Below are 24,243 nucleotides of genomic sequence, written 5' to 3'. Positions count from 1 at the left end.
GGAACGAAGGGCGTGCGGTCGGCGCGCGCGCGAGGTCATGCCCGAGGCCAGGCGGGCCCCGGTGATGCCGATGACGCGGGTCGGGAAGGACGACATGGCGGGCATGCTAGCGGCCCGCATTCCGCACCGCAACAGCGCCGCGGCGGGGCGACCGGCCGGCCCGGCGCGCGGACCCCACGCAGCGTATCGCTCGGTGATCCTGCACGGCGACGCGACGGCAGTCGGCGAACGGTTCCGCGCATCCTTGACGGGTCGCTGATTTGCGTCGTGTCTCAGCTCAGGATCGGGGACCAAGGGTCAGTACCCGGTGTTCGGTGAGCAGAGCGCGCTTTGCTCTCCCTGTGGGACCTGATTAGCGTCGTGTCTCAGCCCAGGATCGGGGACCAAGGACCAGGACTCGGTGTTCGGTGAACGGAGCGCGCTGTGCTCCCCTCTCCCTGTGGGAGAGGGGCAGGGGGAGAGGGTCGGGGCTTGCCATGATCTGCATCGTTGCCGGCCCAGCGGCGTCCGCTGGCTGGGGCGGCCCTCTCCCCCGCCCCTCCCCGCAGGCGGGGGAGGGGAGAAGTGCGGTGCCGTCGCACCGGCGACACGCCGCCTGGCAGCGAGCCGAGACACGACGCCAATCAGGTTGACGGGAAGGGTGTGCCGCGTAGACTGCCCGGGCCGGGGATTGTTGCAGTTGCGGGCTTTCCGGAAACATGCGCCAGGGGTTCCCGCGTGCGGCGCGCTGCAGGCCCGCCGCGGCAACGGTCACGGGACTGCCCCAGGTCCTGGCGTCCCTCTGCAGTGGAGGCTGCGGCAATCCCGATGACCGAGAAGCGCCGAACCAGTAACGGCGAGGAAACGCCTCCAGTCGACCGGGACCTGCCGGCGCTGGCCCGGCTTGCCTTCGGTCGCAGCACGATCGGTCCGGGCCAGGTCGGGGCCGATACCGCATCGTCCGCGCCGGGCGGCACGCCGCGCGGCACCGTCGATCTCGACCTCGACGATCCGGCGCTGGCCGCCTTCGGCGACTACACCCTGCTGGCCAAGCTGGGTGAAGGCGGCATGGGCGTGGTCTACCGCGCGCACCAGCACTCGCTGGATCGCGAGGTCGCCGTGAAGCTGCTGGCGGCCGATCCCTGGGCATCGCCGGACTTTATCGAGCGTTTCCGCCTGGAGGCGCAGAGCGCCGCGCGCATGCAGCATCCGAACATCGTGGGCATCCACGAGATCGGCGAGCAGGACGGGCTGCCCTATTTCTCGATGGCCCTGGTCCGCGGCGAGTCCCTGGCCGAGCGCCTGCAGCGCGGTGGCGCGCTGGCGCCGCGGGCGGCGGCCGTGCTGATGCGCGTCGTCGCCGAGGCGGTTGACTACGCCCACCGGCTGGGCGTACTGCACCTGGACCTGAAACCGGGCAACGTGCTGCTGGACCAGGCCGGCGAGCCGCGGGTGGCCGACTTCGGACTGGCCCGGCGCCTGGGCCGGACGCTCGCCGCCGGCCCCGGGGTGGTGTCCGGCACGCCCAGCTACATGGCGCCCGAACAGGCCGAGGGCGACGCCGAGCTGGGCCCCGCCACCGATGTCTACGCGCTGGGCGCGACCCTGTTCGAGGCGCTCACCGGCCAGCCGCCCTTCGCCGGGACCAGCGCCCGCGACACGCTGGATAAGGTGCGCAACAGCCCGGTCCCCGAGCCGCGCAGCCTGGATGCCCGCATCCCGCTCGACCTGCAGGCGATCTGCCTGCGTTGCCTGGCGAAGCGGCCGGCCGACCGCTATCCCGGTGCCCGTGCGCTGGCCGAGGACCTGGGACGCTACCTGGAGGGCCGCGAGGTGCAGGCGCGCCCGCTGGCCCGCTGGCAGCGCGGCCTGCGCCTGGTACGGCGCGAACCCCGGCTGTCGGCGCTGGCCGGCCTGCTGCTGGCCTCGCTGCTGACCGGGCTGATCGCCACGACGCTGCAATGGAACCGCGCCGATGCGAATGCCGAGCAGGCGCGCCAGCACCTGTGGGGCACGCGCGCCCAGGCCGCCGAGTCTGCGCTGGCGGAGGGCGACGGCTTCCGCGGCCTGCGCGCGATGGTCGAGAACCTGCTCGAGATGGAGGCTGCCGGCCGGACCTCGGAAGCGGCGATCGAGCGACAGCGAATCGGCATCGTTCGGGCAAGCGCACCGCGCCCGCTGGGTCTACTGCAGATGGACCCCGGCGCCGCGGTCAGCTCGGTTGCCATCGCTCCCGATGGGCGCCACTTCGCCGTCGCCCTGCACCATTCGACGGGAGGTCGGGAGGTGCGCAAGTATCCGATGGACGGCGACGCACCCGTCTGGACAACGGCGATCGAGGGCCTCAGCCATGCCTCGCCGTTCGCGGATGCGCCGGGCGGCGATCTGCGCTTCAGCAGCGACGGCGGTCATCTGCTGGCCGCGGCCGTCGGCATGCCCGTCATGCCCGCTCCATCCCAGTCCGACATGATCGCGGTCGATGCAACGGACGGCACCGTCCTGATGCCGGAGCGGACCGGCCCGGGCCATGCCGACCTGGTGTTCAGCCCCGATCTGCGCCTGGCGCTGGTCAGGTCGCGCAGCGACCCCTCCATGCGCTTCCCGGACCGCGTCCAGCTGCACGCTGTCGAGGGCTGGAGGCCCCTGGGTCCGGTGCGCGCGCAACGCGCCGTGCAGTGGCTGTTCTCGCCGGACGGCAGCGGCCTGCTCGGTACCGAGGACTCGGCCCGGTTCGATTTCGTCGACCCGCGATCCTTCCAGCCACGGTGGACTGCAACAGTGCCGGCAGCGACGCCCGCACGGGCCTGGCGCTTCGATCATCGCGGCGCGCACCTCGCACTGGGCCTGACCAATGGCGCCGTGGTCCTGATCGCGGTCGCCGACGGCGGCATGCGCTGGCTGCCTTCCGCGTCGGCGGCGACCATCCGCTGGCTGGAGTTCAGCGCCGACGACCGCAGCCTGGCCGGCCTGGCGGAAGACGGCACCGTGCTGGTCTGGGACCTGGCCGGCGGCGGCCTGCGCGTGGCGCCGATCCGTGAGCGCGTAGGCAACCGGATGGGCAGGGTCCGGCTCGCCGGCGACCTGCTGCTGCGGCCGGTCGACCACGAGTTGCGGGCCTGGTCGCTGCCTCCGCCTGCGCCATTCGACAGCTTCGCCGTCCCGCTACCGGTGCGCCTGGCCGGCACCCGCGACTTCATGTCCCACGCCTTCGACCTGCACAGGGAAAGCGGCCTGCTGGTCGCCGGGGGCAGCGACGGTTCGATCTCGCTGTGGCGGGTTCCAGTGGGCGGCATGCTGCCGGCACGGGCCGCCCCCTTGCCCACGGGCAGCCTGCGCTTCGATGGCCGTCGCTTGCTGGCGGTGGACGGTGCCCGCGTGCAGGTGGTCAGTGCCGACGACGGACGCCCGTCGGGCCCGGTGGCCGTGCATCCGCAGGCGGTCGGGCTGGCCGAGTTCAGCGCCGACGGCAACAGCATCGTCACCGTGGCCGGGCGCAGCTTGCGCGTGCTCGATGCCCGCGACATGCGCGAGCGCGCGGCACCGATCGTGTTGCCGCAGACGCCGCTCCGGGCGGCGCTGGCCTCGCAGGCCCCGGTGCTGGCGCTGACCACAGGGGGTTACGTCGAGGGCCGCTACGTCGAACAGGTCTGGACCCTGGACATCGATCGGGTGGAGCTGCGCACGCAGGCACCGTTGGTGGGCGGCCCGCTGCACCTGTTCGCCCTCGATCCGCTGGGTCGGTTCGTGCTCACCCGACCGAACACCCGGATCGAGGACGAACCCCTGTTGCGCATCCTCGACCTGGGCGGCTGGCCGGCGGCCTGCACGGAGCTGCGCCGACCCGGCGAGGCCGGTTTGGTGACCGCCGCCGTGGTCGCCCAGGACGGCCGCCACGCCTGGCTGCGCTGGTCGTTGCCGGAACGGCGCACCCGCTTGTCCCGGGTTGACCTTCGCGATTGCAGCGTGCAGCAGGAGCTCGAGCTGCCTTCGGCCGGCTACGAATCGCACCTGATCGCGATGGCCGGCGGCGTGGCGGCGCAGAAGCTGGTCGCCGATGGCATCAGTCTGGTCGACGCGGCGGGTCGCCGTCGCGATGTCCCGGCCCTCGGCGGCAGCGAGGCGATCCACGAGTTCGCCGTCAGCACCGATGGCCGTCGCGCGGCGCAGGCCACGCGCAATGCCGTGCAGATCGTCGACCTGGAAACCGGACGGCGACTGAGCGCGCTGCTGCCGTTGCCGCTGGCCGGCAACGACGCGATCGTCCAGCTCGCGTTCTCGCCGCCTGGGGATCGGCTGCTGGCACGCAGCGTGCGCGGTCGCTGGCTGGTCTGGGACCTCCCCACCGACGACACGCCCGCAGAGGAGCTGGCGGAACTGGTGCAGTTGCTCGCGCCCACCGGCGCCGCGCCCCGGCCCACGCCGGATGCGACGAGGGCCCTCGCGGCACGCTTGCGCGCCAGCGCCGCGGCAGCCGGGCGGGGCGACGACCCCGACGACTGGCCCCAGGTCGCACTCGCGGCCGCCCCGGGTGAGGTCGTCGATGCCCGTTTCTTGCCGCTGGACCTGGGCCCGGAAATCAACCTGCCTATCGGCGGCAACGGGCCTTCCAACGTTTTCACCCCCGGCGACCTGGTGACCCTGGCCCCGGGCCTGCACCGCTTCAACGGGATCGACTTCCTGATCGCCGGCGGCGTGCAGCTCAGCGGTGGCGGCCCGGCCATCAGCATCCATCCCACCCACCTGGAAACCGGCGAGGTGCCGGTGCCCGCGGTACGGGCCCGGAAGGTGCATGCCCTGGTCATGCAACTGGTGCCGGTCTCGCCGCGCCAGCCTCCGCGGCGCTTTGTCGAACTCGTCCTGTCGGGGGCCGGGGGCGGCGAGCACGCCCTGGAGGTCCTGCTCGGACGCCACGTGACGACCCTGTCGCTGGACAGCGCCCTGGTGCCCGACGCGCGACTGGGCTGGGTTGGCGTGTTCCCGGCCTCGCTGCGTGAGGGCCACGGCGCGGTCACCCACACCGGTGCCCATGTCTACCTGGCCAGCCTCGACGTACCGCCGGGTGTCGGTCCCATCCGTGGCCTGCGCCTGCGCGCCGGGCAGGGTTCCATGGAGGCACCGATGGTCTATGCCGTCACCCTGGAGATCGATCCCGGGTTGCCAGCCGACGCGCACGTCGATGGCACCTGAGGCTCCTGCCGTCGCGCACCCTTTTCGCCGCGGACAGCGACCCCGTCGTCGCTGCCGCCGTGGATCCGGATCGGGTTGAATCCTACGGTCCGGCGCGGCGAGCCTGCAGGGCGCGCGGATCGGGCGGGCCGGCCGGATTGCGGCCGTGCCGGGTGGGATCGAGAACGCAAGACGACGTCCGGCGCCGCGCCTGGCGGATGCGGGTCCGTGCGCCCCTGTTCGAGGGATGTCGCGTCGGAATCAACTGGCGCTGTGGTTCGACAGCAGGCCGATGGTCTCCAGGCCGAGCTGGTAGGGACCGCAGTGCGAGCCGTCCGGCATCAGGCCCAGCGCCGGTGAACCGGGCCGGTGCCGGTAGTCGCGAGCCGGACGGTCCACGAACAGGCTGGCGGTCGCCACCACCTGGCTTGCAGTGTCCGGATGGTCGAAGCCCAGCGCGTTCGACTGGCTGGCAAGCGCCGCCTGCCACTGCGCCAGCGACCAGTACGGCACCGGGTTGGCGCTGTATTCGTCCATCACCGCGGTGATCACGTGCGGACTGAACAGGTTGTGGTTGGCCTGGGTCAGGTGGCTGGCCAGGTGGGTGTCCATGAACCGGTACATGCCGCCGCCGTTGACCAGGATGTTGCCGCGGATGCGGACATCGCGCATCGCCTGGCACTCCAGGACCACGGCGCTGCTCGCCTGCACGTCGAACAGGTTGTGCTCGAAGTACAGGCCCTCGCTCTGTCCGAGCGTGCCGCCCATCACGGCGCGGGCGATGGTCTCGCCCGCGTTGGTTCCGTAGCAGATGTTGTGGTGGAAACGCGTGGTCCCGGCCTCGCAGGAGCCATCGCCCCTGAAGCTCTTGAACAGCACGAACTCGCGGGTGTCCAGCACGCAGTAGCGGATCTCGGCGCCCGGCGCCGGCGTGCGCGGCTCGGCCGTGAGCAGGAAGTGGTCCTTGAGGAACACGCCATGGTCGACCGCGGCGATCCGGCAGTGCTCGACCAGCAGGCCGATCGCGCCGTAGGCGAGGATGCCGGAGACGCCGCCGACATGGCCGATCGAGTGGATGTCGTGGATGTGGGTGTTGACGATGTGCCAGCCCTGGGTACCCCAGGGGCCGATCCCGGCGACGTTGTCCTGGGCCAGGCCGGTGACGTGGGCGACCGCGCAGTTGCTGATCTTCCACCAGCGCGACAGTGCCGCGAAGTCCGGCACATGATCCGGCGCCTGGCCCCAGCTGGCGATACCGTTCATCAGGCAGTTCTCGATGCGCAGGCCCCACAGGTTCCAGTGGTCCTTCTGGTTGGCGTGGATGCCGACCAGGCTGCCGTTGCCGTCGATCACCACGGCGCCGACGTCGTCGGGATGCGCCATCAGCGTGCAGCGGTTGCCCGGTGCGCCGTTGACGCGCATGCCGATCGCCGCCATGACATCGCCCATCCAGACCTGCGGCGGCACGTGCGGATTGCCGACCGTGGACTCACGGTAGACGCCGGCACGGACCACGCCGGTGTCGCCGGGTGCGCACGCGGCCATGAACCGGTTGATGGTGAGGAAGGGCTGCTCCTGGGTGCCGGGATTGGCGTCGTTGCCGGTCTTGGCGATGTGGTAGACCGTGCCCTGACCCAGTTCGATGCCGTCGTCGACCGGCTCGACGCCAGGCAGGCGGTCGAAGCCATCGGTGAAGATGCGGTCCAGCTGTGTGCCGCCGGGCAACGCCGGAAGACCAGCCGCCCCGGCCCGCCGGGTCATCGGCGCAGCCACCAGCAAACCGCCCAGCGAGCGTACGAAGCCACGTCGATGCATGTCGATCCCCCCGGATCCTGCGCCCACGGCACGGTGCGCGGGTCGGACGGCGCAGGATATCAACGGGGGGACCTCGTGCGGCGCTGATTAGGCGGTGCCGGATGAGAACCGCGAACCAGATCACGTCGTCGGCGCTGCGGTGAATCAACGCAGCCAGGACGGAAGGCGCTACTCCAGGCGCACGCGCAGCAGGGCGATGGACTCGCCGAGGTTGGCGGCGGTGACGAACAGGCGCAGGTAGTGGACGCAATGCTCGTGCTGGGCGATGCCCTGCGGATGCACCACTGGGACATCGGAGAAGAAGGCGCCGCCGGCGAAGGCCGCGCCGCTGGATGCGGAGGCGAGCTGCACGGTGCTGACCGCCCCGGTGTCGTCGGTGCAGCGGCGCCACAGGCTGACCGCCAGGCTTGCGGTGGGGTGACTGTCGACGCCCCAGACATCCATCCAGGACAGTCGGCGATCCTCGGGAAGGTCGACGTTGGCGAGGGCGTCGAGTGCCCCGGCTCCGCTCAGGGTGAACATCAGCTCGCCGCGCGTCGAGTAGCCGTGGCTTGCATTGACGTTGAGGAACTCGGTGGCCTGCACGTGGAACCAGCGTCCGGCGTTGACGGCCGGATTGAACGCCGCGAGCTCGTGCTGGCGGGCCCGTTCCGCCCGTTCGCCGGGGGTTGCCGCGCGCGCGTCGGCCAGTAGCCACAGTTCGCCCCCCGGCGCCGTGTCCCAGGCGGCCATCTCGGCCGGATCGGTGACCAGTCGGTGACCTGGGTGTGGCGGGTCGGCCAAGGCAGGGGGGCAGGTCAGGCAGGCGAGCAGGAGCAAGCTCAGTGGGCGGTCCATGGATGCGGGCTCCGGTCAGAGCGTGGCAGGAAAGCGCGACCGGAAGATCCGGTCGCGCACGCGCGAGGTCACGCGCACCTTGTCGAGTATCCAGCGGCTGGAACATGGCACGACGTCAAGCGCGAAGGCGGCCTCGAGCCAGAACCGGCAGTCCTCGGCGGGCACGCCGGGATCGGTCACGGCAATGGTCACCCGCTGCGAGCCGTGTGTGCCGGGCAGGGTGACGGCATTCAGCGTCTGGGTGACGGGCAGCAGTTGCTGCCCGGACAGGCACGACACCCGGACGCGCAGCTCCAGGCTCGGTGCGCCGCTGAACGCCGTGCTCCAGACATCGATCGCCAGCGGCCCGCTGTGGTCGGGCAGGGAGAAGGGGTAGCGGACGCGGTGCGGAGTGGTTCGCACCGCCAGGTTGCCGCAGACGTAGGAGGTCTCGCCGGACGAGAGGTCCGTGGACAGGGCAGGGAACCCGGCCCGGGCAATGGTCGTCCGGAAGTCGTTCGCCGGCATGGCGCCGCCTGTGGGTGCGTCGTGGGCGGCGGCAGGCGCGGCCGCGGCCAGCAGCATAAGGCCGGCCACCCACCGTCTCGCGCAGGCGGCCGGGGACATCCAGGCTGTGGCGCTGCGCTTCATCGCTGGTACCTCACACGCACCTTGCGCACCGCCAGCGAGCCGCCGCCGGCGCACAGTGGCGCGAACTGCGCGCGCACCCAGTAGGTGCAGTCGCGGCCATCGACCACCGGCGCCGGGTCGAAGCTCAGCGCCTGGTTGTAGTGCAGCGGCGAACCGACGCTCTCCAGCAGGCCCAGGACGGTGTTCACCGGCGTGGCAGCGGGCAGCAGATTGGGCAGGCAGCTCTCCACCAGACTGACCCGCAGGCCATGGCTGGGCAGGTCGTCGGTGCCCCAGACCCGCATCTCCAGCAAGCGGGCACCGGCGGGCAGGGCGAGGCGGGCCTCGGCGACGCTGATGGCGCCGGTGCACCACAGGGCTCCGCTGTCGAGCGAGGAGGCGAACTCGAACGGCGTGCGGTCGCCGCGGAACTCGATGCCGAGCACAGAGACCGAGCCGGTGTGTCCGGCTGCGCCGGTTGCGCTCTCCGGCGCCCCGGCGACGGCCGACCCTGCGTCGGCGATGCCGATGGCCATCGCAAGCGCGAACCGGGCGGCGACGGACAGGTCGGTTCGCTGCCAGGGCGGCCTGCCACGGTCGCGCACCGGTCCGGCGCGGGGGGTGTTTTGGGGGAGCTGGGTCATGGCAATCACCGGGTGGACGGACGGGGCAAGCGCTCAGGCTGCCTGGGCTGACCTGCTCTACCGGATTGGCGGCCGGCGATTACCGGCGTCCACCCAGGATCCGCGGGCCACCGGATGTGCGTACCTCGGTGGGCACAGGACAGATCTTCGATTTCAATGGCTTGCCCGCCACCGACGGGCAACCGGCCGGCTCGCCGCCCGGCCGGCGGCCGCAGCCGCCAGCCGACTCGATCGCGCTGATCGCCGCGATCAGGCGGGGTACGGTCCGGCCGGGGCCCTCGCGGCGCCGCGCCGCCCGTCGGCGCCTCCGGAATTCCTCCATGGTTGCCGGTCGTCAAGGCGCTAGGCTTGACGGTGGGCCAGGCCGGCGCCACACATGCCCCGGCCGCCCGCGCCGTCGCCTTCTGCGCGGCGCCACCGGGGAGCGTCCATCATGTCCTTTTCGCCACGTCGTCTGGCCCGTCTGCTCGTCCTGCTGATCCTGCCGGCCACCCTGGCCGGTGCCCAGGACCTCTACGACCCCACGGTGCTGCGCACCGTCGCCCTGCAGTTCCACGACGCCGACTGGATGCAGCGGTTGCGCAACAACTATGTCTCCGAGACCTACATCCTGGCCGACCTGACCATCGACGGCCAGGTTTATCCCGATGTCGGCGTGCGCATCCGCGGCAACACCTCGTACACCGCGCTGCCGGCGGGCTCGGAGAAGTTCTCGCTGAAGATCAAGGTCGACCACGTGCACGGCAACCAGGACGTGCAGGGCTACGACAACATCAATCTCAACAACGGCTTCCGCGATCCCACCTTCACCCGCGAGGTGGTCTACAACAACTTCGTGGCGCGCTTCGTGCCGAACCCGCGCGCCAACCACGTGCTGGTCACCCTGAACGGCCAGAACTGGGGCGTGTACAACAACATCCAGCAGCCGGACAAGCGGATGCTGCGCGACTTCTTCGCCAACGCCGACGGCCTGCGCATCAAGTGCGCCAATCGCCCGAACGGACCCGGCCTGGCCTACGCCGGTACCAGCCCGGCCAACTACGTCGCCTACGAGATCCAGAACGACGGCGGACTGCCCGATCCGCTCGCCTCGCTGATCGCCGTCACCAACGCGCTGAGCAACACGCCGCTGGGCAACTGGCAGGACATCGACGCCCTGTTCGCGATCGACCCGTCGATCTGGTCGGTGGTGCTGGAAAACATGCTCACCGACGACGACAGCTACATCAACAAGGGCTGCGACTTCATGACCTATACGGACCCGCTGGACGGACGCCTGCACCTGATGCAGCGCGACGCCAACGAGACCTTCACGCAGACCAACTGGGCGATCAACCGCAACTTCACGCAGACCAACAAGCCGGTGCTGAGCCGGGTGCTGGCGGTGCCCGAGCTGCGCCAGCGCTACATGGCGCACTACCGCACGGTGCGCGAGGATCTGAGCTGGGCCTATTTCGAGCCGATCTTCGCCGCGCACCGGGCGCTGATCGAGTCGCACGTGCAGGCCGACCCCAAGAAGATCTATACCTACGCGCTGTTCCAGAACAACTTCACCAGCACGGTCAACCTGGGTCTGTCCGGACTGGCGGGCGGCACCCTGGTCGGCATCCAGCCGTTCGTCACCCAGCGTGCGACCTTCCTCAACGGCAATGGCGAACTGGTCGCGGTCGGCCCGGCGATCAGCGAGGTGGCGGCGTCGAGCGACACGCCGCAGCCCGGCGAGCCGGTCTGGGCGACCGCCCGCGTGCAGCCCGCGGGCAGCACGGTGGCGCAGGTGCGGTTGTACTGGCGGCCGTCGCCGTCGGCCCGCTACAGCTGGGCGGAGATGCGCGACGACGGCCAGTCCGGCGACGGCGCGGCCGGCGATGGGGTGTACGGCGCGCAGTTCCCGCTGGCCGGTGGTGCCGGGCAGCGCGTCGCCTGGTACGTGTCGGCAACCGCCGGCAACGCATTCGCCTCGATGCGTTTCTCGCCGGCCCTGGCCGAACGCGGGCCGCTGATGCTGGAGTACGCGCTGGGCGGCACCGATGGCATGCGTATCACCGAATGGATGTACGCCGGCGCCAACGGCGAGTTCATCGAGTTCACCAACCTGTCGGCGGCGCCGATCGACATGACCGGCTGGAGCATGGACGACGACCATGCCGTGCCAGGGGCGTTCGACCTGTCGGCATTCGGCGTGGTGCAGCCGGGCGAGTCGGTGATCGTCACCGAGGCGGACGCCGCGAGCTTCCGGCTGGCCTGGGGCCTGGCGCCCGAGGTCAAGGTGATCGGCCTGCTCGGCGCGACCAGCGGCAACAACCTGGGGCGCAACGACCAGATCCACCTGTACGACGCCGCATCCGCGCTGCACGACCGCCTCTTCTACGGCGACCAGACCTATCCCGGCACCATCCGCACCCAGAACCGCAGCGGCCAGGCCGACTGCCCCTTCATCGGCGAGAACGACGTGTCCGGCTGGCAGTTGTCGGCCCTGGGCGATGGTTTCGGATCCTGGGCATCGAGCGGTGCCGACCTCGGCACGCCCGGCCAGTTCGACGCGGCAAGCTGCGGCAGCGACGTGATCTTCGCCGACGGCTTCGAGTAGGGGGCTCGCGCATCGGGCGGTGTTTCGGTGGCGCCCCGAGCGGTGGTCGCCACCGGGCACGGCGGGCCCTCTCCCCCGGCCCCTCCCCCGCAGGCGGGGGAGGGGAGAAGTGGGGTGCCGCTGTTCTTTCGGGAGCCGGGAGCCGGGACTCGGGACTCGGGACTCGGGGTTCGGGGTTCGGGGTTCGGGGTTCGGGGTTCGGGGTTCGGGGTTCGGGGTTCGGGGCGTGATCTGCTCCCCTCTCCCGCGGCGCGGGAGAGGGGCTGGGGGAGAGGGCGGTCCTTCGGAGCCGATGCTTCGGTCCCGCGCGCGAGGGCGTGCGCGAAGGCAGCTGATCGCTCCAGGTCCGCGGGCACGCGCTGCAAAGGGCGTTCGCAGGTGGGGGACCCCAGGGCGTTCGGGCCGATGGCGGTCGCGACGCACCGACGTATCGGGCGCGGTTTGTCGGGTCGCTGCCGGCACGGGACGGCAGCGGCCCGACCCCGCGCGTCGACCCGTGTCAGTCGCCGACCAGACGCACGCCCGGCAGCGAGAGCACGTACTCGGCGCCCATCAGCGTCGACGGGGTATGGAAGCCCGCCGGCGCGTCGCCGCGCAGCACGCGCTCGGCGATGCCGAGGGAGGCGGTGGCGGTGAGGTCGTAGCCGTTCGGCGTGACCAGGGCCAGCGACAGCATCCGGCCTGCCTCGTCGCGCACCTCGCCCCAGACATGGCAGCCGGTGCGGCTGCGCCGCTCCGCGTCCGGGCCGCGGACGCTGGCATCGACCCTGCGCAGCAGCCAGCGCTGCACCGGGCCCAGTGCCAGCAGCGGTCGCAGCAGGCGCATCCGCCGCGCCCGGGCGATGGTCGCCGGCGGCACCGCCATGTAGGTCTCGATGTTGGCGATCCCGGTCGACACATGGGCCGTGTAGACATCGCCCCAGGGAATCGTCATCGCCGTGCGCTGCTGGCCATCGCGCTGGAAGCTGCGCGACTTCCAGGCCAGCGGCACGCGGCGCAGCTCGCCATCGATGCGTGCCCGGCCACCGCCGGCCAGGCCCTCGACGCTGGTCCTGGCGGTACCTGGGCTGGGCCCGCCGCCGGCCTCGAACGCCAGCACCAGGTGCGTGGCCGAAGGCAGCCGCCGGTGCAGCATCGCCGCCAGGCAGTCGGTGGGCACGACATCGAAGCCGCTGCCCGGCAGCACCACGATGCCGGCCGCCCGCGCCCGGCCGTCCTGGCCATGACAGTGCGCGAACACGTCGATCTCGCCGGTGATGTCCAGGTAGTGGACGCCCGCCGAAAGGCAGGTCTCCAGCATCGGCGCGCAGGTCTTCGAGAACGGCCCGGCGCAGTGCAGCACGGCGGCGATGCCGTCCAGCCCCGCGCGCAATGCCTGGGCATCGTCCAGCCCGAACACCCGCACCGGGAACCCGGTCTCGGTCGCCAGCGCGGACAGTGCCTGGGCGTTGCGTCCGGCCAGCACCGCATCGAGGCCGCGTTGCGCGGCCAGGCGCGCCACCAGTTGTCCGGTGTACCCGTTGGCGCCGTAGATCAGCAGCTTGGCCATGGCATCTGGGTCCTTGATTCGGTGCGCCCGTGCCGGGCGCGGTCATGGCGATTGGAAACCGTCGGGGCATGGCTGTCGTCCACCCGCCTCGAAACTGGCAGCGGATGCGCGCCGCCCTTGCAGCGATCGGCGGATCGGGCGATTCCGTGCGGGCCGCCAGGTCGAAGAGTGCGGGCCCGCGTATCCGCGCGGTCTTTCGCGCCCGGCGATCGGCCCATGGCTCAGCGCCTGCGGCGCGCGCGCACGCGCCGCATCAGCAGGCGGTGGTAGACCGAGGGCAACCAGCGCTTCAGGCGCCAGCGGCCGGCTTCGCCGGGCGTCGGCAGGATAAGGAAGCGGCCAGCGCGCGCCTGCTCGATGATGATCCGCGCAACCGAATCGGCATCGGTGCGCGAGGCCGCCATCAGCTTGCCGGCCATGTGCCGGTAACCCTCGGCCGGCGACCGGAAGCTCTCCAGCAGCCGGGTCGGGAAGAACGACGGGCAGGCGACGCTGACGCTGACCCCGCTGCCGTCCAGTTCGGCGCGCAGCGATTCGGAAAGGACCACCACCCCGGCCTTGGCCACCGCATAGGGCGCGATGCCCGGCGCCCCGGCCAGCGCCGCGAACGAAGCGATGTTGACGATCCGGCCGCGGCCGCCCGCCAGCAGGCCGGGCAGGAAGCTGCGGCAGCCGTGCACCACGCCCATCAGGTTGATGTCCAGCGTCCAGCGCCAGATGTCCAGGCCGGTATCGGCGACGCTGCCGGCGCTGCTCACGCCGGCGTTGTTCACCAGCACGTCGATGCCGCCCCACAGCGCTTCGATCTCGCCGCACAGGGTGTCGACGCTGGCGGGGTCGGCGACGTCGACCGCCAGGGCCAGCGCATGGCCACCGGTGGCCTCGATCATCGCCGCGGTCTCCAGCGCGCGCGCCGGCTCGATGTCGGCGCACACCACACGGTCGCCGAGCGCGGCGTGGCGCAGCGCCAGCGCGCGGCCCAGGCCGCTGCCGGCGCCGGTGATCAGGATGCGTTCGCCCTGGGCCATGGCCTTCGTCCGGATGCTGGCGGGCAGTCTATACGCAACGGTATGGAACGGCGATCAGCATCGGCTGACGCCGGGTCGGATGATCGGGGACGACGGTGCCATCGCGACCTGGGCCCCGTTCGCGAAGCGGACACGCCAGCGCCGGCTAAGCTGTATGCCACGAACGCCACGGAAGCCGCGATGAGCAAGGTCCGGACCACCGCAGGAGCGATCAAGCGCCTGCTCGCCGACATCGGCAGCGACGAACTGCTGACCCGCGCCGCGGCCCTGGCGTTCTGGGCCGCGCTTTCGTTCGCGCCGTTGCTGGTGCTCACCCTGTGGCTGGCCAGCTCGCTGGACCCGGCCCTGCAGGAGCGCCTGGTCGCCGGCCTCGCCGACCTGGTCGGCGAGCGCGCCGCCGGCACCGCCGACCTGGTCATCGCCAACGCCAGCCAGCGCCCCGGCTTCGGCAACATCGCAGGCCTGGTCAGCCTGGGCGTCACCCTGTTCGCCGCCTCGGCGGTGTTCGCGCAGTTGCAGGGCGCGCTCAACCGCATCTGGGGTCTGGAGCCAGCGCCGCGTCGCGCCTGGCTGGGCTGGCTGCGCTCACGCGCCCAGGCGATCGGCCTGCTGCTCAGCCTGGTGGTGCTGCTGGTGATCTCCCTGCTGGCCAGTGCCGCGATCGCCCTGTATGTCAGCGGCGACACCCTGGCCTGGCGCCTGATGGAAGCGGGCTTCTCGTTCGCCCTGTTCACGGTGATCTTCGCCGCCGTCTACCACTTCCTGCCCGACGCCGTGATCCGCAAGCGCGACGCCCTGATCGGCGGCGCCCTGACCGCCGCGCTGTTCGCGGTCGGCAAGGCCGGCATCGGCCTGTACCTGGACCACAGCAGCGTCGGCGGCGCCTACGGCCCGGCCGGCGCCGTGGTCGTGCTGCTGGTCTGGGTCTACTACTCCGGTCTGATCCTGCTGCTGGGTGCCGAACTCACCCACCTGCTCGCCGAGCTCCGCGGCGAGCCGATCCGGCCGAACGCGCACGCGCGGGTGATCGGCGCGCGGGAGGTGGAGAAGGGTCAGGCTGGCTGAAGACCGGACACCAGCCGCATCCGCAATCGGGACGGACTGGTGGCGCCGGGATGCCGGGCTTCCGCCTGCCGGAAGCGCGGGAGTGAACCTGACCCCGAACCTATGGCTTCAGCGAAGCAAGGCCTTCTTCCGCGATTTCGCGGTGCACGCCTTGCGCACGCTCGAGGATGGCTTCCAGCGCCAGGCGGTGCGCCCGTTCCAGGGACTCCGCAGCCGGCACCTCGACGTCCGGCACCACGCCGACGCCTTCCCAGTTGCCGCCGGTGATGGCCTGGGTCACGATCCCCATGGGAATGAAGGCGACGAAGCCGTGCGCCAGCGGCCGGTATCCGCCCGGCGTCGCGGCACCACGCGTGGTCTCGCCGACCAGGGTCGCGCGCCCCATGGCCTGCAGGTCGTAGGCGAACTCCTCGGCGCCGGAGGCGGTGCGCCCATCGGTCAGGACATACACCGGCTTGCCGATGAATCCCGGTGTCCGGGGCTCGGCGTGGAAGCTGCGGCTGGAGTCCGGATCGAATCGGACCTGCAGGTGCACCGTCGGTGTGCGTTCGCTCACCAGATGGCCGATCGCGTTGGCGACGCCAGCGGGTTCGCCGCCCGGCGCCCCGCGCACGTCGATGATGAGCGCGCCGGTGTCGACGAGCATGGCCATCGCCGCAGCCAGCCTTTCGGTGCTGGGCGGCGTGTCCAGGAACATCCTGATGCGCAGGTATCCCACGTTGCCCGCCAGCCAGCGCACCTCCGGAATCTCACCCCCGCGCAGGCGTACCTCCTCGTGGTAGAGGGCGGTGTCCTCCGCTGACGGCCCGGCTTCGCTGAACCCGGCGACGGCCTCCGGCCCCATATAGCGGGCTCGGAAATGGCGGTCGTCGACGATGGGGGCGATCCGGGCCGAGATCAGGTCCAGCAACTGCGCCGCATTGCGCGCCTCGCGAAAGGCGCCGGCGGCCTCCATCGCCTCGACCTGCCGCGCTGCGGCCGCGCCGCGCTCCTCGAACGCGAAGCGCTCGCGCAGCACGGTCGCCAGGGCGAGCACCACGGCGCTGTTCTGCTCTGCGGTCATGCCGACCGAGGCCGGGTCAGGGGGCGGCCCCGGCTGCCCGAGGGCCGTGGTGGGTTCAAGCGCCAACCCCCACACCACCGCACATACGCGGACCAGAACCCAAGCGCTGTCGAACCTGACCATCGATCACTCCTGTTTGCGCCGCGACATCGCGACGCTTCCCGGACATGGATGCCGGCAGGAGGGCGCCTGGATTCAGTGGAGCGCCCTGGTGACGGGGAGGGGAGGTGGGTTCCAGAGGCCGGCATCGGCTGGAAGGAACCGCTAGCCGGCGACGCGCGGCACCTGCAGGCCCAGCTTCTCCTTCAGCCGATCCGTGGTGAGATGCTTCGCGACGTCGAACGGCTCGCATGTTCCGTTGGCGGAGGTGAATTCGATCGGCCCCACATCCTGCGCGACCCTCAGCGCAGCCTGGTTCAACGTCGCGTTGCGTTTCCCGATGCCCATCAGCGCCGCAGCCATGGCAAGGCGGACGTTTTCCGGCTCACCGTCGATGGTGTTCGCGATGCGCTGCACCTGGGCCAGAAAGAACCCGTCGCCCGGGGCTTTCTTCCCGGACAGCTTCGACGCCTCGTAGAGCAGTCCGAACCCGCAATCGCGGCGGACCGGGTCGTCGCTCCGGACCCAGGCCTCGGCGAGTTCGACCATGAAAGGGGTCTTGGCCAGCGTCGCGTCGCAGGAGGCGAACACGTGCGCCAGCATGCCGCCAGCCAGTTCCTCGACCTGCCGCTCGGCCTGCTCGCGGGTGATCTGCGCAGGATCGTCGATGAGAAGGGCGACGACCCGGGCGTCGTAGACGTCGGTCCGCCAGAGCGCCAGCGACAGGTCCCTGTTGCGACCGATCTGCTTCGCCAGCTTGCGCAGGCGCGTGAGTCCGATCCCATGGCTCCGCAATCCGGCGGTCCCGCGCCCCAGCTTTTCCCAGTTATTCACGCCACGCTCGTCGCGCTCGGACTCGAGCAGGGCGAGAACCTCGGATACGGTCATCTGGACTCTCCTGGTTGCTGGCGTCCGGGAGCGCGGAGCAGCGTTCCGCACCACGGTGGTCCGATAAGCCGCCACAACCCCGACCGCGTCCCGACGGGCGACGGGCTTGCCAGGACCAGACGTCTTCCTTGGCGGGGTCGTCGGGTGCCTGAGCTGGAGCGGTCGGCAGGGCAAGGAGGACCAAGCGGCTGCCGATGGCCGATGAGTCTTCAGCGTTGCCGCGGGCGCGTCAATTGGCAGGTTGCGGGCGGGCAGCAACTGCCCGGCGTCGACGCAAGGTCGGGGTGGGACGCCGGCGATCGCCACCTGCCGAATCGCGACGCCATGCATCGCCTGGCGCAAATCGGGGCGGACGCGCCGCTCCCGGCTGTCCAACCGCGCCCTCGGGTCGGGCTTCCGTCATCCCTCGCCGGACAACGACCCTGCCGCCAGCGCCACCCGCTGCTGCGCCCCGGCCAGGGTATGCATTTCGGCCACGGTGCGGTCCAGTTCCCGCGCCAGCTCGTGGAACCGCGCGCCGCCCTCGCCTGCGCGGCGCAGCGCGACCTCGGCCAGGGCCTGGTAGTACTGCAGGGTGCCCAGCCGGCCGGCGGTGAAGCGGTCGAACACGGCGAGGCCGGCGTCGCCGTGCAGGTCGGCGAGGATGGCGCGGGCGTTGTGGAGCTTGTCGCAGGCGCCGACCAGCAGGGCGTCCAGCGGCTCCTCGGCAAGGTGGTCCAGGTAGGCCAGCTTGCGGTCGAGCCAGTTCGCGCGTTTCGCTTCGGGCGTGGTGGCTTCAGCCTTCGCCTCGGCGCTGCCGTCGGTGCAGTGCCTGACCATGGCGGCCACGCGCTCGCCGAACTCGGCGCGGATCAGCGCCTCGTGGCCGCTGCCGCAGTCCTCCAGCAGGTCGTGCAGCAGGCCGGCGATGGCCTGGTCCTCGTCGCCGCCGTAGTCCAGCACCAGGCCGGCGACGCTGAGCAGGTGGTAGAGGTAGGGCGTGCCCGAGCCCTTGCGGAACTGTGCGGCGTGGGCAATGCGCGCATGGTCGACGGCGCGGGTGAAGCGGCTGGTCAGGACGGTCATGGGGGCATCTCCTGTTGGCTGTTCGGCAGGGCTTGCATCTTGCTGGCCAGGCGTCTCATCGGGGCGGACGGCCCGGCGCGGCCGGAACGTTCCGGGTGCCGTTCCTCGCGGCAATCGCCAGGGTTCGGTCCGCGGCCGCGCTGGCGGGACTGGTGTGCGGGGCGCTGTCCCCGGCCTTGTCGCGGGCATGGATGCCGCGTTGACGGCGAGCCAGGGGCAGTTCAAGCGACCCGGCCTGTGGTCGGCGCGCGCACGCTGCGCCGGCGCCCGCGGCCCGGTCGTCAGGTTGGTGCAGAGGAATGCGGAAGGGCGTCGCCCTGGTGGCCAGCGCTGCCTGATACGGGCCGGACTTGGCGCTGCGGCGGTCGGGTCCGACCTTTTTCCGACCCCGCAATGCCCGGCGAGGCGGGCCCTGCGATGGTGGCCGGGGACGGAATCGAACCGCCGACACGGGGATTTTCAATCCCCTGCTCTACCAACTGAGCTACCCGGCCACGGGTTCCGTCGTGGATCCGGCGGGACGGCCGGGACGGGCCGCGTATTAAAGCGGTCGGGGCCGGCGCCGTCAAGCTGGCGCCGCGCTGAACCGCATCCGGCGGGCTGCGACGTTTTGCCGGCATCATCCGACCTTGCAGGGGTCGGGCACGCTCGGTTGCGCGCCAGTCGACAGCCCTCGGCCGAAGGAGCCCACCATGTCCCGCCTGCGTACCGCCTGCCTCACCGTCCTGGTTGCCCTGCTGATGGTCGGCTGCGCAAGCCTGGCCGAGCGCCGCGAATTCCAGCAGCGCGAACTGGCCATCTACCAGGCCCATGCCGGCGAGCCGGTCGACCAGATCCGCAGCTTCCGGCTGATCAGCTGGCAGCCGGTCAACCAGGACATGCTGTTGCTGGAGGCGCGCCTGAATCGCTGGTACCTGCTCGACATTGGCGGGCCCTGCCTGGGCCTGGAGTTCGCGCGGGTGGTGATGTTCGACGGCACCATGAACTCGCTGCGCAGCCGCTTCGACAGCGTGATCGTCGAGGGTGTGCGCTGCCGCATCGAGCGAATCCGGCCGATCGACTACAAGGCCGCGCGGACCGAGATACGCGCGATCCGGCAGCGCTGAGCGGAACGCAGGCTCAGTCGGTCGGCGGCACGTAGCCTGCCGGCGGCTGCGCGCCTTCGCCGAACAGGAACTTCTCCATCTCGGCGGCCAGGAAGGTGCGCGTCGAGCGGTCCAGCGGCGACAGGCGGTTCTCGTTGATCAGCATGGTCTGGTGGGCCAGCCACTGGCTCCAGGCGTCCTTGCTGATGCCGTTGAAGATCCGCTGGCCCAGTTCGCCGGGCCAGGGCGGGAAGTCCAGACCGGGCAGTTCTTGGCCGAGTTTTTCGCAGTGCACGGTGCGCATGGCGACATTGTAGGGGGTGCGGGTGCCGTGGCCATTGCCGGCGCGGCGGCTCCGCGCCCCTGCGCAGGGATGGACGCGACTGCGTGGGTCCCAGGTCCTTGGCGCCGAGCCGTCTGTGGACATGTCTTCCGGCACCTGGTGCCGGTCCGGTTCAGCGCAGCACGCCCACCAGCAGCCTGCGCACCGGCTGCGGCAGGCCGGTGTCGGCCAGCGCGTCGCCGGCCAGCCAGCGTTGCCGTCCCGGTTCCGCGATGGCGGATGCCGGCGCCTCGACCTGCCAGGGCTGGGCAGTCAGCGCGAAGTGGGTGAACAGGTGGCGCACCGGCGGCAGCGGGGTCGCCCGGTCGTGGCGCAGGCCGAGCAGGGCGACGGCGCCGTCCAGCGCCTGACGGTCGGGGAATTCCGGCAGCGACCACAGGCCGCCCCACAGGCCCTGCTCGGGGCGGCGCTCCAGCAGCACGCGCGGGCCGCCGGGGTCGACCAGCAACAGCCAGTGCGCGCTGCGCTCGGGCAGCGACCTGCGCGGCCTTGGCTGGGGCAGCTCGGCGACGCGCTCGCTGGCCAGCGCGCGGCAGTCCGCAGCCAGGGGACAGCGCAGGCAGGCCGGACGGGCGCGGGTGCAGACGGTGGCGCCCAGGTCCATCTGCGCCTGGGTGTAGTCGGCCGGATCGTTCGCCGGCAGCAGCTCACGGGCGAGCTGCCACAGCCGCTTCTCGACCGCGGCGCTGCCCGGGAAGCCGTCGATGCCATGGCTGCGGCACAGCACCCGGCGCACGTTGCCGTCCAGGATCGGCGCGGCGATGCCGTACGCCTGGGCGGCGATGGCGCCGGCGGTCGAACGGCCGATGCCGGGCAGGCCGGCCAGCACCTCGACATCGCTCGGCAGCTCGCCGCCGTGGCGTTCCATGCAGGCGCGCGCGGCGGCATGCAGGTTGCGCGCGCGGCTGTAGTAACCCAGGCCCGACCACAGGGCCAGCACCTGGTCCTGGGGCGCGGCGGCCAGCGCCGGGAGGTCGGGCAGGGCGTCGACGAAGCGCTGGAAGTAGGGGATGACGGTGGCGACCTGGGTCTGCTGCAGCATGATCTCGCTCAGCCACACCCGGTAGGGGGTGCGCGGCTGCTGCCAGGGCAGGTTGTGGCGGCCGTGGCTGGCGTGCCAGCGCAGCAGGCGCGCGGCGAAGCCTGGAAGGGGCTCAATCGTCGCCAAGGGTCTGGCTGCCTGGGCCAGTGTCCGGCAGCGGCACGATGTCCAGCTCGACGCCTTCGATGGTCACGCCACCGGTGGCCAGGCGATCCAGGCGCCAGTGGCCGCGCACCGCGGCCAGGGCCGCCAGCGGTTGGCCGAGGCTGCCCAGCGCCTGCTGCAGTTCGCTGGCGTGCAGGCGGGCGTGCAGGGCCAGGCCGTCCTGGCGCAGGTCGAGGTCGGCCGACTCGGCGCCCGACGGCAGGACCAGGGTGAGGCCCACGGGCACGCCGGCCTGCACGCCGGGCGGCAGCGGAACACCGTCCGGCCAGGCTGGCACGCGCAACTGCAGGTCGGCGGCGGCGATGGCGCCATCGGCCAGGGTCAGGGCGCCGCTGGTCTCGACCACCACGCCCTGGTCCAGCGGTCCGTCGGCGGCGCCCACCACCAGGCGGATCGACAGCTCGTCCAGGCGCAGGCCCTCCGCACCGGTCTGAGGCCGACCGGCGGCGGACAACGACAGGGTGCGCGTGGTTTCGCCGCGCAGGCGGGCGCCGGCGTCGATTCGGAAGGTGCGGCCGTCCCGCAGCGGCGTGGTCACCAGCGACACCTGGTCCAGCCGCCAGCCGCCATTGCCCGCCACGCCCGAGCTGAGCACGCCGTCCTCCACGCGCAGACCCACGGCAATGCTGGGCAGGCTGGTCCGGCGGGGGCTGGCGGGGGACGCCGGCTGCAGGTCGCGCAGCAGGGCCAGCAGGCCTTGCCAATCCAGTTCCGGCCGGCGCAGCAGCAGGCTGTCGACCGCCAGGCCGCCGTTCCACAGCGCCGACCAGGGCAGGGCGAGGCGCAACTCGCGCGCCGCCGCCAGCGGTTGCCCGGCGCGTTCAACGCGGACCTGTTCCAGGGTCAGTTGCAGGCGCGGCACCAGGCGCAGGCCGGGCGGCGCGTCCAGCACCAGGGTGGCGTCGAGCTCCCGCTCGACCCAGGCGACCAGGGTGCGCGCCAGGTTGTCGGGACGCAGCAGCCAGCGGGCGGTGAGGAAGGTGGCACCGGCCAGCACCGCCAGCAGGGCGGCCACGGCCAGCAGGCGCCGGCCTAGCCCGGGCATTTCACGACGCCGCTACTGCGGCCGCCGATCATCTCTACGGCCTCGCCACGCGTCCTCATGACATATCCGGGCCCGCGACATGACTCAGCGTGCCCCGTCGTCGGGCAGCAGGCCATCGACGAAGGCGTCCGGGTCGAACGGCTGCAGGTCTTCGGCGCCCTCGCCCAGGCCGATGAAGCGGATCGGCAGGCCGAACTCGCGGGCCAGCGCGAACACCACGCCGCCCTTGGCCGTGCCGTCCAGCTTGGTGACCACCAGGCCGGTGACCTGGGCGGCCTCGCGGAACTGCCGCACCTGGTTGACGGCGTTCTGGCCGGTGCTGCCGTCGATCACCTGCAACACCTCGTGCGGCGCGCCGGTGTCGGCCTTGGCCATCACCCGGCGAACCTTGGAGAGCTCGTCCATCAGGCCCGCCTGGGTGTGCAGGCGGCCGGCGGTGTCGGCGACCAGCACACCGGCGCCGCGCGCCTGCGCGGCCTTCAGTGCATCGAAGATCACCGACGCGGAATCGGCGCCCTGGCCCTGCGAGAACACCTGCACGCCGGTGCGTTCGCCCCAGGTCTCGAGCTGGGCGACGGCGGCGGCGCGGAAGGTGTCGCCGGCGGCCAGCACCACGTTGTGGCCTTCGCGGGACAGGCGCCGGGCCAGCTTGCCGATGGTGGTGGTCTTGCCGACGCCGTTGACGCCGACCATCAGGATCGCGAACGGCGCGCGCGCGGGGTCGACCTGCAGCGGTCGCGCGACCGGTGCCAGCAGGGCGCGCAGGCGCGCCTTGAGATCGGCCATCAGGTCGTCGGAATCGCGGTAGCGGCGGGCGCGCATCTCGGTGCGCAGCGCCTCGATCAGGGCGGTGGTCGCCGGCACGCCGACGTCGGCGGTGAGCAGGGCGGTCTCCAGACTCTCCAGCAGGTCTTCGTCCAGCGGCGGCCGGGTCGAGAACAGCGCGCGCAGGCCGACGCCCAGGGCGCTGCCGGACAAGCGCTGGCGCCAGCCGCCGCGGGCGGGCGCTGCGGGTTCCGCAGCGGGCGCGGCGGCTGCCGGGGCTTGGACGGCCTTGTCCGCGGCGGGATCGCCGGCGGCAGGCTGGTCGGTGGGCTTCTTGCGGAACAGGCCGAGCATGGCGGGCGGGGCTGGGACGGACCGGTATGCTAACAGCCCGTCGCGGGCGCACGATCCGGGTGTGGGCGCCTGCGATCAGCGCCGGCTCAGAGTCGCCGTGGCCGGGGAACGCCGCCGCAACCGCAAGGCCCGGACCGCCGCCGGCCGGGAGACGCAACGCCGCCGCGCCGGAGAGCCGGAGCGTCGGACGGTCGGCGTACCGGCCGGCCGCTGCGCATCCATCCCCTTGGCTTATCGAGGCCCCGGAAATGCCGACGCCCAGACCGCCTGGAACACCCGCCCCGCGGACGCCGCGACCCGACGTCGCCGGCTGCCGGTCGGAGCCGCTGCCTTGATCGCGCGCGCGACACGCGCAGCGCCGGGCAGGGTCCGCATCATCGCCGGCACCTGGCGCGGCCGGCGCCTGCCGGTGGCCGATGTGCCGGGCCTGCGACCGACCCCTGACCGGGTGAGGGAGACCCTGTTCAACTGGCTGGCGCCGGTGGTCGAGGGCAGCCGTTGCCTGGACCTGTTCGCGGGTACCGGTGCCCTGGGCCTGGAGGCCGCCTCCCGCGGCGCTGCGCACGTGTCCCTGGTCGAACGCGACCCGCGCGCGCTTGCGGTGCTGCGCGCGAATGTCGAGTTGCTCGCGACAGGCGATACCGTGCAGGTGGTCGCGGCCGATGCCCTGGAGTGGCTGCGCAGGCCACCTCTGGCGCCCTTCGATCTGGTCTTCCTGGACCCCCCCTACGACGCCGGCCTGCTGGCACCCGCGCTGGCTGCCCTGCTCGCCAACGGCTGGCTGGCGCCGTCCGCCTGGCTGTACGTTGAATGGCCACGCGGCGGCCCCGCGCCCCTGTCGGCCACGCCCTGGCGCAGCCTGACAGCCGGCCAGGTGCAATGCGCCCTCTACCGCGCCACCGACGCCCGCCCCGCCCCCGAGCAGCCCTGAGCTCAAACTCCCCAGCCCCAGCCCCAGCCCCAACCCCAGCCCCAACCCCAGCCCCAACCCCAACCCAGTCTCCAGCCCCCAGTCTCCAGTCTCCAGTCTCCAGTCCCAAGTCCCAAGTC

Annotated in this window: 18 protein-coding genes and 1 tRNA gene; 5 read left to right on the top strand and 14 right to left on the bottom strand. The window is 71.9% G+C overall.

The annotated features are described in order from the left end of the window. The first annotated feature begins 807 nt into the window (after positions 1-807). Complete coding sequence (locus KF823_12625) at positions 808-5,166, top strand: protein kinase (protein ID MBX3726748.1); 4,359 nt, start codon at positions 808-810, stop codon at positions 5,164-5,166. A 240-nt stretch (positions 5,167-5,406) separates the two neighbouring features. Here the strand turns inward: KF823_12625 and KF823_12620 are convergent, their stop codons facing one another. From KF823_12620 to KF823_12605, 4 genes are all read right to left on the bottom strand, one after another. After that, positions 5,407-6,960 (bottom strand): hypothetical protein, encoded by a 1,554-nt coding sequence (locus KF823_12620; protein ID MBX3726747.1) that lies wholly within the window; start codon positions 6,958-6,960, stop codon positions 5,407-5,409. 168 nt (positions 6,961-7,128) lie between these two features. Beyond that, positions 7,129-7,797 carry a hypothetical protein gene (locus tag KF823_12615; GenBank protein MBX3726746.1) on the bottom strand — a complete coding sequence of 223 codons (669 nt, stop codon included), beginning with the start codon at positions 7,795-7,797 and terminating at the stop codon, positions 7,129-7,131. 15 nt (positions 7,798-7,812) lie between these two features. Further along, complete coding sequence (locus KF823_12610; GenBank protein MBX3726745.1) at positions 7,813-8,427, bottom strand: hypothetical protein; 615 nt, start codon at positions 8,425-8,427, stop codon at positions 7,813-7,815. Beyond that, positions 8,424-9,050 (bottom strand): hypothetical protein, encoded by a 627-nt coding sequence (locus KF823_12605; GenBank protein MBX3726744.1) that lies wholly within the window; start codon positions 9,048-9,050, stop codon positions 8,424-8,426. Before KF823_12605 ends, KF823_12610 begins: the two co-directional genes overlap by 4 nt. Before the next feature lie 433 nt (positions 9,051-9,483). Here KF823_12605 and KF823_12600 point away from each other — a divergent pair, with 433 nt between their 5' ends. After that, positions 9,484-11,637, top strand: coding sequence for a CotH kinase family protein (locus KF823_12600; protein MBX3726743.1), 2,154 nt, complete (start codon positions 9,484-9,486; stop codon positions 11,635-11,637). Positions 11,638-12,136: 499 nt separating this feature from the next. Here KF823_12600 and KF823_12595 read toward each other — a convergent pair whose 3' ends face one another. Then, complete coding sequence (locus tag KF823_12595; GenBank protein MBX3726742.1) at positions 12,137-13,186, bottom strand: saccharopine dehydrogenase NADP-binding domain-containing protein; 1,050 nt, start codon at positions 13,184-13,186, stop codon at positions 12,137-12,139. 221 nt (positions 13,187-13,407) lie between these two features. Continuing rightward, on the bottom strand, positions 13,408-14,214 hold the full coding sequence (locus tag KF823_12590) for an SDR family NAD(P)-dependent oxidoreductase (protein MBX3726741.1): 807 nt from the start codon (positions 14,212-14,214) through the stop codon (positions 13,408-13,410). A 180-nt stretch (positions 14,215-14,394) separates the two neighbouring features. Here KF823_12590 and KF823_12585 point away from each other — a divergent pair, with 180 nt between their 5' ends. Beyond that, entirely contained in the window at positions 14,395-15,279 is an 885-nt protein-coding gene (locus KF823_12585) for a YihY/virulence factor BrkB family protein (GenBank protein MBX3726740.1), read from the top strand. Between the two features lie 100 nt (positions 15,280-15,379). On the opposite strand, the gene KF823_12580 is transcribed toward KF823_12585, so the two are convergent. The 4 genes from KF823_12580 to KF823_12565 all read right to left on the bottom strand — a co-directional run bounded on the left by KF823_12580 (position 15,380) and on the right by KF823_12565 (position 18,888). Next, positions 15,380-16,465 carry a S41 family peptidase gene (locus tag KF823_12580; protein ID MBX3726739.1) on the bottom strand — a complete coding sequence of 362 codons (1,086 nt, stop codon included), beginning with the start codon at positions 16,463-16,465 and terminating at the stop codon, positions 15,380-15,382. Between the two features lie 141 nt (positions 16,466-16,606). Beyond that, complete coding sequence (locus KF823_12575) at positions 16,607-17,329, bottom strand: DNA alkylation repair protein (GenBank protein MBX3726738.1); 723 nt, start codon at positions 17,327-17,329, stop codon at positions 16,607-16,609. Between the two features lie 399 nt (positions 17,330-17,728). Then, positions 17,729-18,394: a bifunctional (p)ppGpp synthetase/guanosine-3',5'-bis(diphosphate) 3'-pyrophosphohydrolase gene (locus KF823_12570; protein MBX3726737.1), complete on the bottom strand. Its 666-nt coding sequence runs from the start codon at positions 18,392-18,394 to the stop codon at positions 17,729-17,731. 418 nt (positions 18,395-18,812) lie between these two features. Next, a tRNA-Phe gene (locus KF823_12565) sits at positions 18,813-18,888 on the bottom strand. Positions 18,889-19,086: 198 nt separating this feature from the next. On the opposite strand from KF823_12565, the gene KF823_12560 reads away from it, so the two are divergent. Further along, a complete protein-coding gene (locus KF823_12560; protein MBX3726736.1) occupies positions 19,087-19,500 on the top strand; it encodes a hypothetical protein in 414 nt (137 codons plus the stop codon). Positions 19,501-19,513: 13 nt separating this feature from the next. Here KF823_12560 and KF823_12555 read toward each other — a convergent pair whose 3' ends face one another. From KF823_12555 to ftsY, 4 genes are all read right to left on the bottom strand, one after another. After that, entirely contained in the window at positions 19,514-19,783 is a 270-nt protein-coding gene (locus tag KF823_12555; protein ID MBX3726735.1) for an oxidative damage protection protein, read from the bottom strand. A gap of 151 nt (positions 19,784-19,934) precedes the next feature. Further along, entirely contained in the window at positions 19,935-20,981 is a 1,047-nt protein-coding gene (mutY, locus tag KF823_12550; protein MBX3726734.1) for an A/G-specific adenine glycosylase, read from the bottom strand. Then, on the bottom strand, positions 20,977-22,074 hold the full coding sequence (locus KF823_12545) for a hypothetical protein (protein MBX3726733.1): 1,098 nt from the start codon (positions 22,072-22,074) through the stop codon (positions 20,977-20,979). Before KF823_12545 ends, mutY begins: the two co-directional genes overlap by 5 nt. Positions 22,075-22,158: 84 nt before the next feature. Next, entirely contained in the window at positions 22,159-23,193 is a 1,035-nt protein-coding gene (ftsY, locus tag KF823_12540; protein MBX3726732.1) for a signal recognition particle-docking protein FtsY, read from the bottom strand. Here ftsY and rsmD point away from each other — a divergent pair. Then, positions 23,192-24,124 carry a 16S rRNA (guanine(966)-N(2))-methyltransferase RsmD gene (gene rsmD / locus KF823_12535; protein MBX3726731.1) on the top strand — a complete coding sequence of 311 codons (933 nt, stop codon included), beginning with the start codon at positions 23,192-23,194 and terminating at the stop codon, positions 24,122-24,124. The genes ftsY and rsmD overlap by 2 nt on opposite strands. Positions 24,125-24,243 lie beyond the last annotated feature (119 nt).

The organism is Lysobacterales bacterium, assembly GCA_019634735.1.
Lineage (GTDB): Bacteria > Pseudomonadota > Gammaproteobacteria > Xanthomonadales > UBA2363 > Pseudofulvimonas.
Note: the sequence above shows the minus strand (reverse complement) of the source record. Positions and strands in the feature narration are given on the sequence as shown.